Raw genomic sequence first — 11,658 nt, 5'->3', positions numbered from 1 at the left:
CCCGGCCTCGCCACCAGCACCTCCACCACAACCAAGATCAGTTGCACTGAAGCCTAGAAACCACCCGGCGTGTCGTGGCAATAACCTCATGATCAACGCGCTGGGTGGGTGGGTGGGGGTGGGGGTGGGGGTGGGTTAGGAGAAGAGGCCTCGGCGGGTTAGGGACTGGCGGAGCCAGTTGTCCAGTTCGGCGGTCCAGTCGGTGCGGTCGGCGGTGGCGTGGTCGACGGTGAACCGGCCGAAGGCGTCCCGGCCCTCGCTGAAGACGCCACCGCGCTTGTCGACCTCCAGCACGACCTGCATCTGCTGGGCGTCGGCGATGAAGGTGACCTCCAACTGGTTGATCGAGCGGGCGTACTGCGGGGCCGGAGCGAACTCGATCTCCTGATAGAACGGCAACGTCTGCCGTACGCCGTAGATGTGACCACGCTCCACATCGGCGCGTGCGAAGCGGAAACCCAGTCGCAGCAACGCGTCCAGCAGTCGCTCCTGCGCGGGCAGCGGATGCACCGACACCGCGTCCAGGTCGCCCTTGTCGACGGCGCGGGCAACCTCCAGCTCGGTACGCAGACCCATCGTCATGCCGTGCAGGTGCTGCCCGTACAGGTCGGTGATCGGTGTTTCCCACGGCACGTCGAAGCGGAACGGGATGTCGTGGCGCTGCCCCGGCTCCAGCCGGAACGGGCCGGTGATCCGCTGGCGGCGGAACTCCTGGGTGGTCTCGTGGTCGCTGTCGCCGCTCTCGACCTCGACTCGGGTGACGAGGCCGAGGGTCACATGGTCGATGTCGACCTGGTGGTCACCGCCGAGCACCTGGATGCGGCCCTCCAACTGCCCGCCCGGGCGGCAGTTCGGGTTGGCCAGCACCGTCTCGACCGACGGGCCGCCGACCCCCATCGCCTTCATGAGCCGCTTGAAGACCACACCGTCCTCCATCTTTCGTCGTCGTCGAGCCGAGGCGGCCGACCGTCCGCAAGGTAGCCGTGCCGGGCAACCCCACCGCGGGACGACACTCCGTACCAACGATCGCGCCCATTTCCTGTCGGGTGCCCGATCGCCTCACTCCCGTTTTACGCCCTGCCCGCCAAGCTGTGTTTCACACCGGCGCCACTGGGCCGGAGACACGGCACAGACGTGGAAACGGGGAGACAGAGATGGTCCTGCAGATGATGGAACACCGGGCGCGACTGGCCACCACGACCGACACCGACGGGACCTCCGAGGTCCTCGCCGACCTGGACGCCACCGACGAGCGTGGCATCTCGACCGACCTGGTCCGGGCGTATCTCAACGGGATCGGCCGGACGAAGTTGCTGACCGCCGCGCAGGAGGTCGATCTGGCCCGCCGGATCGAGGCCGGCCTGTTCGCGGACGAGAAGCTGGCCACCTGCACCCCGGTCTCCGAGGAGCTGCGGGCCGACCTGGAGATCGTCGTCGCGGAGGGCCGGGCGGCCAAGGACCATCTGTTGGAGGCGAACCTGCGGCTGGTGGTCAGCATCGCCAAGCGCTACACCGGGCGCGGCATGGCGTTCCTCGACCTGATCCAGGAGGGCAACCTCGGTCTGATCCGCGCGGTGGAGAAGTTCGACTACGCCAAGGGTTACAAGTTCTCCACGTACGCGACCTGGTGGATCCGGCAGGCGATCACCCGGGCGATGGCCGACCAGGCGCGCACCATCCGCATTCCGGTGCACATGGTCGAGCAGGTCAACCGGATGGTGCGGGCCCGTCGGGAGTTGGCGGTGACGCTGGGCCGCGAGCCGACGGTCGCCGAGGTCGCCCGCGCCCTGGAGATCCCCGAGATCCAGGTCATCGAGCTGATCTCCTACGACCGGGAGCCGGTCAGCCTGGACCAGGCCGTCGGCGACGACGGCGAGAGCGCGCTCGGCGACTTCGTGGCCTCGGTGGACCCGCGCACCGAACCGGGCGACTCCGCCGCCCAGGGCGAGCTGCGCAACGAGGTCAGCATCGTGCTGGCCACCCTGTCCCAGCGGGAGCAGGCGGTCATCCGGCTCCGGTTCGGTCTGGACGACGGCCGGCAGCGCACGTTGGATGAGGTCGGGCGCGAGTTCGGCCTGTCCCGGGAGCGGATCCGGCAGATCGAGAAGGTGACGCTGCTGAAGCTGCGCGCCCCGGAACGCGCGCAGCGCCTGGAGGCGTACGCCTGCTGACGCCCACGCTCGTGGAAGGCCCTGGCGGTTCGCCGGGGCCTTCCACGCTGTCCGGGTGCTTGACCGGCGCCACCCGTCCACGGTAAAACCACATGGTTATAAAACCAGGAGGTTATACGTGGGGGACACCGAGCTGCTGGACGCGACCTTCGCGGCGCTGGCCGACCCGACCCGGCGGGCCATCCTCGCCCGGCTCGCGGCCGGGGAGGCGACCGTGACGGAGCTGGCAGAGCCATTCGCGATGAGCCAGCCGGCCATCTCCAAGCACCTCCGGGTGCTGGAACGCGCCGGCCTCGTCAGCCGGCGGCGGGACGCCCAGCGACGACCCTGCCGGTTGGAGGCCCGCCCGCTGCGGGAGGCGACGGCCTGGCTCGCCGACTACCGCGACTACTGGGCGGAAAGCTATCAGCGCCTCGACGCGCTGCTCGACGAACTCCGGGCCGTCGACCAGACCGACGCCGACCGCCGACGCTCCCGACCGGACGGGCCGCGCGGGTGAGCGGCGCCGACGACCCGCTCGTCGTCCACACCCCGGGTGCTCGGAAGATCGTGATGAGCCGGCTGTTCGAGGCACCGGCGCGGCTGGTGTTCGCCGCCTTCACCCAACCCGAGCTGCTCGTCCGGTGGTACGGCGCGCGCGGCTGGAGCCTGGTGGAGTGCGACGTCGACCTGCGGGTCGGCGGCCGGTGGCGGTTCGTGTCGCAGGGCCCGGAGGGCGCCCGGATGGTCCAGGCTGGGGTCTACCGGCACATCGAGCCAGCGCGCTGGCTGGTCTGCACCGAGCTCTTCGAGGACCAGTCCTACCCGGGCGAGACGCTGGTCAGCCACGAGTTCACCGAACTGGCCGGCCGGACGACAGTCACCACCACGTTGCGCTACGCCACCGCCCAGGGGCGGGACACCGTGCTGCGCTACCCGATGACCCGGGGGGTCGGGCAGAGCTTCACCCGGCTCGCCGACCTGCTGCGTTGCCAATGACGACACGAGGAGAGCAACCGTGAACTGGACCCTGGAAGTGGTGATCGTTCCGGTCTCCGATGTGGAGCGGGCGAAAAAGTTCTACGCCGACCAGCTCGGCTTCACCGTCGATCACGACACGGTGATCAGCGACGACGCGCGGATCGTGCAGCTGACCCCGCCCGGCTCCGGTTGCTCGATCGTGATCGGCAAGGGCGTCGTCCCGGAGATGCCGCCGGGCTCGCTCCGGGGCCTGCAACTGGTGGTGCCCGACCTGAAGCGGGCCCACGCCGAGCTGGTCGAGCGGGGTGTGGAGGTCAGTGAGATCCAGGTGGTGGGACAGAACCCGCGGCCGGTGCCGGACCCACTCGACAACGTCGGCTTCGTCTTCTTCGCCGACCCGGACGGCAACACCTGGGGCGTCCAACAGATCTCCAGCCGGCCCTGACCAGGCACCGTCAGAGGCGGCGGGGGCCAGTGTCCGGGCGGGCGGCCTCGCCGCCCGCCCGGACCTGCGCATGCAGGACCGCGATGCCGTCCGGACGGGCGAGCACCGGGTTCAGGGTCAGCGACCGCACGCGGGGCTGCTCGTCGGCAAGCCGCCCCACCCGCAGCAACAGGTCGGCCAGGGCGGTCCGGTCGACCGGCGCGGCACCCCGGTGCCCGCGCAGCAGCGGCGCCGCCCGGGGCTCGTCGACCAACTCGGCCGCGTCGGTGTCGGTCAGCGGCACCGCCCGCCAGGCCCGGTCGCCGAGCAGCTCGGTGGCGACCCCGCCGAGACCGAAGCCGACCACCGGCCCGAACGCCGGATCCTCCACCAGCTCCACCACACACGCCACCCCGGGCGCGACCATCGGCTGGACCAGCGCGTCCGCGCCGAAGGCCGCCGCCACCTCGGTGTACGCCCGACGGAGGGTCGGCTCGTCGGGCAGGTCGAGCCGGACCGCGCCGAGGTCGAGCCGGTGCCGCAGCCCCGGAGCGGCGGCCTTGAGCGCCACCGGATAGCCCAGCAGCGCCGCCGCGTCGACCGCCGAGTCCGCCGAGTCGACGGGCAGCGACGCCACCACGTCGATCCCGTACGCGGCCAGCAGCGCCCCCGCGTCGGTGGCCTCGGTGCGGAACGCGGCAGACGCGGCGACCCGGTCGACGCCCGGCACCTCGGGTGCTACCCCGGGTGGGCGGCGGAGCCACTGCGCGTACCGGTGCACCCGGGCGAGGGCCCGGACCGCCTCCTCCACCCCGGCGTACGCGGGCACCCCCGGCGGCAGCCGCCCGACCAGGAACGTCGCCACCGTCGGTTTGCCCAGCGCGAGGGCCGCCGGAAGCGCGGCTGTCACGGCGGCGTCCACCTCGGTCAGTTGGCCCGGCAGCGGCGGAGCGAAGACCACCACCAGGGCATCCACCCGCTCGTCGCCGGCCGTCTGTTCGAGAGCGGCGGCGAACTCGGCCGCACCGGCGCTCGGCCCGACGTCGCGGGGATAGCCCTCGGCCACGGTGAGGCCCTGCCCCACGCAGGCGGTGGCGGCCAGCCCGGTGAGGGCCGACGAGTTGCCCACCACACCGACCCGGCCACCGGCCGGCAACGGCTGGTTGGCCAGCAGCACACCCACGTCGAGCAACTCCGGCACGGTGTCCACCCGGATCACCCCGGACTGGGCAAAGAGCGCCGCCACCGCCACCTCGTCCGGACCGGCGGTGTCACCCACCCCGACCGGGCGGGCCGGCGAGGCGAGCGCGACGACAGGTTTGGCGCGACCGATCCGCCGGGCCAGCCGGGCGAACTTGCGCGGGTTACCGAACGTCTCCAGGTACAACATGATCACGTCGGTGCCCGGGTCGTCCTGCCAGTATTGCAGCAGGTCGTTGCCGGAGACGTCGGCCCGGTTGCCGGCCGAGACGAAACTGGACAGGCCGAGGCCACGCCGGTCCGCCTCGGCGAGCAGCGCCACCCCGAACGCACCGGACTGACTGAAGATGCCGACCCGGCCGGCCGGCGGCAGGGCCGGGGCGAGGGTGGCGTTGAGGCGTACCGTCGGGTCGGTGTTGGCCACGCCCAGGCAGTTCGGGCCGACGACCCGCATGCCGGCGGCGTGCGCCGCGCGGACCAGCGCCCGCTGCGTGGCCGCGCCCTCGGCGCCGGCCTCGGCGAAGCCGGCCGAGATGACCACCAGACCGTGCACCCCGGCGGCCGCGGCGTCGGCGACCACCGCGGTCGCCGCCTCCGGGGGGACCGCCACCACCGCCAGGTCCAGTGGCGTCCCGGCGTCGACCGCCGAGGGGTACGCGGGCAGGCCCGCCACCGTCGACGCGCTCGGATGCACCGGCACGACCGCCCCGGTGAAACCGCCGTCGCGGAGGTGCCCGAGCACCGCCGCGCCGACGCCCTGGCCGGTGGCGCTGGCACCGTAGACGACGATGCCGCGTGGGGCGAGCAGCCGGGCGATCGAACGGGCCTCGGTGCGGTGCTCGCGCCCGCGCTGCACCTCCAGCGTGGCCTCGGTGGGCGCGATCGGGAAGCTCAGGTGCACCACGCCGTCGGCGTACTCGCGCTGGACCTGGTAACCGAAGTCGGCGAAGACCCGCAGCATCGTCCCGTTGACCGGGAGCACCTCGGCGACGAAACTCATGATGTCGTTACGGCGGGCGGTGTCGGCCAAGTGCTCCATCAGCACCGAACCGATGCCCCGGCCCTGGTAGGCGTCCTCCACCACGAAGGCCACCTCGGCGTCCGGCGCCTGCGGGCCGAGCCGCTCGTAGCGGCCGACCGCGACGATCCGATCGGCGGCGAGCACCACGAACGCCTCCCGGTCGTGGTGGTCGACGGTGACGAACCGGATCAGGTCCCGTTCCGGGATGCGCGGGTACGGGGAGAAATACCGCAGGTAGCGGGTGCGCTCGGAGAACCTGCTGTGCATCGCCACGATGCCCGGCGCGTCGGTCGGCTCGATCTGTCGCAACTGGACGGTGCTGCCGTCGCTGAGCAGCACGTCCACCGGCTGGTCCACTGTCGTCACCGGCGCGTCCCTCCCCCGCCCGGCTCAGTCCCGCGGATCGTGCGGGTCGAGCCCGAGCAGCGGAAAGACCGCCTTGCGGGTCGCCGCGATGGCCCGGTCCACGGCGGTCGGCTCGCCGGTCGGCTGCCACGGCTCGTACGACGGGTCCGCGTCGTCGGTCATCCGCAGCGGCACCTCCCGGCCCAGACGGCGGGAGACGACCAGGTCCCGCCAGCCCGGCGGGGTGAGCGTGGCCGGGTCGACCGGGTCACCGGTGGCCACGGCCAGCAGGTGGGTCCAGGCCCGGGGCACCACCTCGACAAGCGCGTACCCGCCGCCGCCGGTGGCCACCCACCGGCCGTCGCACAGCTCGTCGGCGAGTGCCCGCATGGCCAGGTAGGTGGCCCGCTGCCCGTCCACCGTCAGGTTGAGATCGGCGAGCGGATCCAGGCGGTGCCCGTCGGCGCCGCACTGGGTGACGAGCACCTGCGGCCGGAACGCGCGCAGCACCGACGGCACGATCGCGTGGAACGCCCGCTGCCAACCGGTGTCGTCGACACCCGGCGGCAGCGGCATGTTGACCACGCTGCCCTGCGCGCCCGGCCCACCCGTCTCGTCCGGAAAACCGGTGTACGGGAAGAGGGCGAGCGGAGTCTCGTGCAGGCTGACCGTGAGCACCCGCGGGTCGTCCCAGAAGATCTCCTGGACGCCGTCGCCGTGGTGTACGTCGACGTCCACGTACGCGATCCGTTCCGCGCCCAGGTCGAGCAGGCGGGCGATGGCCACCGCGGGGTCGTTGTAGACACAGAACCCGGCGGCGCGGGCGGGCATCGCGTGGTGCAGGCCACCGGCCACGTTCACCGCTCGCCGGGCGTCGCCACGCCAGACCGCCTCGGCGGCGGCCACCGTCGCGCCGGTGATCAGCGCGCTGGCCTCGTGCATCCCGTCGAAGATCGGGTTGTCGGACGTGCCCAGCCCGTACCCGGCGAAGAGCGGATCACGGGGCGCGGCCCGCACCGCGGCCAGGTAGGCCGGGTGGTGCACCCGGGTGAGCAGGGCGTCGTCGGCGAGCTCCGGCTTGACCAGCCGCACCCCGGGCCGATCCAGGACGCCCAGCTCGCGGGCCAGCGCGACGGTCAGCTCCACCCGGACCGGGTCGAGCGGATGGTCACCCATGTCGTAGGCGAGCAGCGACTCGTCCCACACCACCACCGTGTCGTCGGACATGCGCCCATCGTCGCACGAGGACCGTCACCGACCCACCGCACGCGCTGGTCAGCGCCCAGATGTCGGCCCGGAGGCGATCGGACGCGTCGGGTCGGCCACCCAGTTGCTCCAGGAACCGACGTAGAGCGCGGCGTCCGTGCGGCCGGCCAGGTGCAGCGCGAGCACCGCCTGCGCGGCGGTCACCCCGGAGCCGCAGTACGCCCCGACGGCCCGCGCGCCGGTCACCCCGGCGGCGGCGAACCGCTCACTCAGCGCGTCGGCGGCCAGGAAGCGCCCGTCCGGGCCGACGTACTCGCCGGCGGGCAGGTTCGCCGCTCCCGGCACGTGTCCGGCGACCGGGTCGATCGGCTCGACCTCGCCCCGGTAGCGGGGTGCCGCCCGCACGTCGAGCAACACCGCGTCGTCCGCGGCGGCCAACTCGGCGGCCTGCCCCGCGTCGAGCACCGGAAGATCACCGGGACGTACCTCGACGTCGCCGGGAGTCGGGGCGGGCGCGTCGGTGGAGACGGGTCGGTCGGCGGCGACCCAGGCCGGGTAGCCACCGTGCAGCAGACGCACCGGTCGGTGCCCCGCCCACCGCAGCGTCCACCAGGCCCGCGCCGCGGCCAGGCCGTCGCCGCCGTCGTACACCACCACGGGGTGACCGGCGCGGACGCCGGCGGCCCGCAGCGCGGCCTGTAGGGCCTCCGGGTCGGGAAGGGGGTGTCGACCGCCGGCCCCCGGCGGCCCGCAGAGCGCGGTGTCCAGGTCGACGAAGACCGCGCCGGGCAGGTGGCCGGCGAGGTAGTCGTCGCGGCCGGGCGGGCCGACGAGCCGCCAGCGGACGTCGAGCAGGGTGGGCGGATCGGCGTGGTCGAGCTCGGCGGCGAGCCGGTCGACCTCGACCAACGGCTCCTGGGTACCGGACATGACGACCATCCAACACCATTCGTGCCGCCGGCTCACGGCTCGGCGGCGGTCGCTGGCCCTTCCCCGAGGTAGCATCGTGCACCGGAGGGCCGCTGACGTTATGAAGTCTCACGACCTGGTCGATACGACCGAAATGTACCTGCGCACCATCCTCGAGTTGGAAGAGGAAGGGGTGCCACCGCTGCGTGCCCGGATCGCCGAACGGCTGCAGCAGAGTGGCCCGACGGTGAGCCAGACCGTCGCCCGGATGGAGCGCGACGGCCTGCTCACCGTCGAGGGCGACCGGCACCTGACACTCACCGCACAGGGCCGCGGCACTGCCGTGTCGGTGATGCGCAAGCACCGCCTCGCCGAACTGCTGCTGGTCAACGTCATCGGGATGCCCTACGAGGAGGCCCACGAGGAGGCCTGCCGCTGGGAGCACGTGATGAGCGACGCGGTGGAGAAGCGGGTGTACGACCTGCTCAACCGGCCGACCCGCTCCCCGTACGGCAACCCGATCCCGGGTCTACAGGAGCTGGGCTCGTCGGCCGAGGAGGCCACCGAGGCCGCCGAGGGTGAGCGCAACCTGGCCTTCCCCGGCCTCTCCGGGCCGGTCGTGGTCCGCCGGATCTGCGAGAGCGTGCAGAAGGACGCCAACGTGCTGCGTCAACTGCACGCCGCCGGTGTCGACCCGGGTGCCACGGTGACCGTGGCGCAGGAGCGTGACGGGGTGTCGATCGACCGGTCGGGCGACCGGGTGCGGCTGCCCCGCGAGGTCGCCTCCCGGGTCTTCGTCGCCGCCAACTGACCAACCGGCCGCCCGGGCGCGTCACAGCGCCCGGGTGTCCACCTTCTTGGCCAGTGCGGCCAGGTCACCGGTCAGCTTCTCCGCCGCCGCGCGCTCGCTGCCACGCGCACCGGTCCAGCTCAACGTGGCCAGCCGCCCGTCGGTGGCCAGCCAGCCCACCTCGGCGACCGGTCCGTGCCCGCTCGCCGCGGCGGTGGTCCGCCGGTACGCCTGCTGCCCCAGCCCGGTGATCTTCGCCGCCTTGTCCGGCACCACGTCCGCCGCGAAGGTGGCCTTGTCGATAGTGGTCTCGGACACACTCAGCGTCAGCTCCGGCAGCGCCGCACCCCCGGCCCGGAGCACACACGCGTGCGTGTCGCCCTGTTCGCTGGCCGCCGCGACGTCGAAGCGCGTCTTCACCACCTGCTCGGTCACCGCGAAGTCCAGCAGCCGGCAGGCGCCGCCCGAGGAGGCCGCCGCCACCTCCACCACGATCGGCACCGGCGGCGGCACCGCCACCGGCTCGGCCTCGGCGGCGCAGCCGCTCACCAGCAGCCCCGCCAGCCCTCCGACCACGATCCGCCCGCGCACGCTCCACCCTCTCGCCGACCGACGGCGGAAGGCGCCCGCCGGATGTCCGTCGGACACCGTACGGGGTGGCGGTGTCGGGCGGAAGCCCTCCGCTGACACCTATTCCGGCGGTGGATCGTCCACGTACGGGCAGTGCCGGCAGCCGCGCCCGCAGCAGGTGCCGCGCTTGGCCAGGAACCCGGCGCTGAGCACGAACAACCCGCTCGCCGGGTCGAGGTAGCCGGCCTCGTCGGCGGCCAGCGCGGCGGCGTGCGCGGCGAGGATCCCGGCCCGGTCGGGGTGCGCGGGCGACAGCCGGGACGGGTGCGGCTCAGTCAGCGGCCGACCCGCCAGGGGACGTCGCTCCCCGGTCACCAGCAGCAGTCCTTCGCGGTCACGCGCAGGAGTCTAGAGGCGACCCGCCGACCGTACCCATGCTGTTTTCGTCGTAGGGTCCGACGATGCTCGGGATCGATCGTTGTGCCGAGCACGGAGGAGACGCGATGCGAAAGATCGTTGTGCACATGAGCCTGTCGTTGGACGGGTTCTTCGAGGGCCCGGGTGGCGACATCGGTTGGCACCAGGTCGACGAGGAGCTGCACCAGCACTTCAACGACGTGATCGCGCCGATGGGTGGGTTCCTCAACGGCCGGGTGAGCTACGAGCTGATGGCCGACTTCTGGCCGACCGCCGACCAGGACCCGACGAGCAGTGCCCCGGTGCGTGAGTTCGCCGGCATCTGGCGGCGCATACCGAAGATCGTCTACTCCCGCACGCTCGACCATGCCGACTGGAACGCCACGGTGGTGCGGGAGGTGGACCCGGAGGAGGTACGACGACTCAAGGCCGAGCCCGGCGGTGACCTGGGGCTCGGCGGGGCCGACCTGGCCGCGACGTTCGCCCGGCACGACCTGATCGACGAGTACCGGATCTACGTCCACCCGGTGTTGCTCGGTCGGGGTCGCCGGCTCTTTCCCGACGCCGACGCCCCGACCGGGCTGCGGCTCACGGAGAGCCGCGCCTTCGGCAACGGTGTGGTCCTGCTCCGCCACGAACGGGTTCGCTGACGTCTGTCGCTTGAGTCTCCAGCGGGGGGAGACACGAGGGTGGGGGCATGAGTGGTGCAACGCGGTACACGATCGGCGAGCTGGCCCGGCGCACCGGCCTGAGCGTCAAGACCATCCGGTACTACGCGGACAGCGGGATCGTGCCACCGACGGACCGGAGCCCGACCGGCTATCGCCTCTTCGACGCCGCGGCGGTTGCCCGGCTGGAGCTGGTCCGGACGCTGCGTGACCTGGGCGTGGACCTGGCCGCCATCCGACGGGTGGTGAATCACGAGGTGCCCCTGCACGAGGTGACCGCCGCGCACGCCGAGGCGTTGGCGGTGCAGATCCGGGTGCTGCGGCTACGCCAGGCGGTGCTCGCCGTCGCGGCGAGGCGCGGGTCGGGCCCGGCCGAGGTCGACGAGCTGCACCGGTTGGCCCAGCTCGGCACACGCCAGCGGGGGCAGTTGGTGGCCGACTTCCTGGCCAGCGTCTTCGCCGGCCTCGGCGACCAGCCCGCGTACCCGGGTGTGCTCGTCTCGATGACACCGGAGCTTCCCGACGACCCCACCACCGAGCAGGTCGAGGCGTGGCTGGAGCTGGCCGAGGTGTGCCGGGACCCTGACTTCCGGGCACGGATGCGGCGGCTGGCGCGGCAACACGCCGCCGACCACGACGTCCCGGGGCTGCCCCGCCCAGACGCCGTCGCGGTGGTCCGGGACGCGGTGGCTCCCGCTCTCGCGGCCGGCGTCGACCCGGCCAGCCCGGCCGCCGATCCGGTGGTCGCGGCAGTCACCAGCCGGTACGCGAGCCTGCACGGTCACTCCGACAACGCCGACCTGCGTCGGCGGTTGCTCGACCGGCTGGTGCCGGCCAACGATCCTCGCCGGGACCGCTACCTCGACCTGTTGGCGGTGCTCAACGGCTGGTCGACCGGCGATGCGACAGCGCCGGCGGTGGACTGGTTCATCCGGGCCCTGCACGCCCGGATGCCCGAACCGGTTCACTGAGCCGGC

13 protein-coding genes are annotated in these 11,658 nt (G+C 72.8%); 7 read left to right on the top strand and 6 right to left on the bottom strand.

The annotated features are described in order from the left end of the window. Positions 1–135 precede the first annotated feature (135 nt). On the bottom strand, positions 136–924 hold the full coding sequence (locus AB0B14_RS34510; protein WP_357070419.1) for a sporulation protein: 789 nt from the start codon (positions 922–924) through the stop codon (positions 136–138). A 230-nt stretch (positions 925–1,154) separates the two neighbouring features. On the opposite strand from AB0B14_RS34510, the gene sigB reads away from it, so the two are divergent. From sigB to AB0B14_RS34490, 4 genes are all read left to right on the top strand, one after another. Further along, positions 1,155–2,171, top strand: coding sequence for an RNA polymerase sigma factor SigB (gene sigB, locus AB0B14_RS34505; protein WP_357070333.1), 1,017 nt, complete (start codon positions 1,155–1,157; stop codon positions 2,169–2,171). A 118-nt stretch (positions 2,172–2,289) separates the two neighbouring features. Continuing rightward, positions 2,290–2,670: a metalloregulator ArsR/SmtB family transcription factor gene (locus AB0B14_RS34500; protein ID WP_357070335.1), complete on the top strand. Its 381-nt coding sequence runs from the start codon at positions 2,290–2,292 to the stop codon at positions 2,668–2,670. Positions 2,671–2,723: 53 nt separating this feature from the next. Further along, complete coding sequence (locus AB0B14_RS34495; protein ID WP_357526260.1) at positions 2,724–3,149, top strand: SRPBCC domain-containing protein; 426 nt, start codon at positions 2,724–2,726, stop codon at positions 3,147–3,149. 19 nt (positions 3,150–3,168) lie between these two features. Further along, positions 3,169–3,576: a VOC family protein gene (locus AB0B14_RS34490; protein ID WP_357070340.1), complete on the top strand. Its 408-nt coding sequence runs from the start codon at positions 3,169–3,171 to the stop codon at positions 3,574–3,576. Positions 3,577–3,586: 10 nt separating this feature from the next. Here the strand turns inward: AB0B14_RS34490 and AB0B14_RS34485 are convergent, their stop codons facing one another. Genes AB0B14_RS34485 through AB0B14_RS34475 form a run of 3 tightly spaced genes read right to left on the bottom strand, consistent with a single transcriptional unit; the run spans position 3,587 to position 8,257 of the window. Further along, complete coding sequence (locus tag AB0B14_RS34485) at positions 3,587–6,142, bottom strand: GNAT family N-acetyltransferase (protein ID WP_357526258.1); 2,556 nt, start codon at positions 6,140–6,142, stop codon at positions 3,587–3,589. A 24-nt stretch (positions 6,143–6,166) separates the two neighbouring features. Then, positions 6,167–7,348 (bottom strand): acetoin utilization protein AcuC, encoded by a 1,182-nt coding sequence (locus tag AB0B14_RS34480; protein WP_357526256.1) that lies wholly within the window; start codon positions 7,346–7,348, stop codon positions 6,167–6,169. A 48-nt stretch (positions 7,349–7,396) separates the two neighbouring features. After that, positions 7,397–8,257 carry a sulfurtransferase gene (locus AB0B14_RS34475; protein WP_357070346.1) on the bottom strand — a complete coding sequence of 287 codons (861 nt, stop codon included), beginning with the start codon at positions 8,255–8,257 and terminating at the stop codon, positions 7,397–7,399. 100 nt (positions 8,258–8,357) lie between these two features. Here AB0B14_RS34475 and AB0B14_RS34470 point away from each other — a divergent pair, with 100 nt between their 5' ends. Then, on the top strand, positions 8,358–9,047 hold the full coding sequence (locus AB0B14_RS34470; RefSeq protein WP_357070348.1) for a metal-dependent transcriptional regulator: 690 nt from the start codon (positions 8,358–8,360) through the stop codon (positions 9,045–9,047). 21 nt (positions 9,048–9,068) lie between these two features. Here AB0B14_RS34470 and AB0B14_RS34465 read toward each other — a convergent pair whose 3' ends face one another. Both AB0B14_RS34465 and AB0B14_RS34460 read right to left on the bottom strand, forming a co-directional pair. Next, positions 9,069–9,617 (bottom strand): hypothetical protein, encoded by a 549-nt coding sequence (locus AB0B14_RS34465; protein ID WP_357070350.1) that lies wholly within the window; start codon positions 9,615–9,617, stop codon positions 9,069–9,071. A gap of 99 nt (positions 9,618–9,716) precedes the next feature. Continuing rightward, positions 9,717–9,971 (bottom strand): DUF5522 domain-containing protein, encoded by a 255-nt coding sequence (locus AB0B14_RS34460; protein ID WP_357070352.1) that lies wholly within the window; start codon positions 9,969–9,971, stop codon positions 9,717–9,719. 128 nt (positions 9,972–10,099) lie between these two features. Here AB0B14_RS34460 and AB0B14_RS34455 point away from each other — a divergent pair, with 128 nt between their 5' ends. After that, on the top strand, positions 10,100–10,663 hold the full coding sequence (locus AB0B14_RS34455) for a dihydrofolate reductase family protein (RefSeq protein WP_357070354.1): 564 nt from the start codon (positions 10,100–10,102) through the stop codon (positions 10,661–10,663). Positions 10,664–10,710: 47 nt separating this feature from the next. Then, entirely contained in the window at positions 10,711–11,652 is a 942-nt protein-coding gene (locus AB0B14_RS34450; RefSeq protein WP_357526255.1) for a MerR family transcriptional regulator, read from the top strand. Positions 11,653–11,658: the final 6 nt, after the last annotated feature.

It is taken from the genome of Micromonospora sp. NPDC049171 (assembly GCF_040648275.1).
Lineage (GTDB): Bacteria > Actinomycetota > Actinomycetes > Mycobacteriales > Micromonosporaceae > Micromonospora.
Note: the sequence above shows the minus strand (reverse complement) of the source record. Positions and strands in the feature narration are given on the sequence as shown.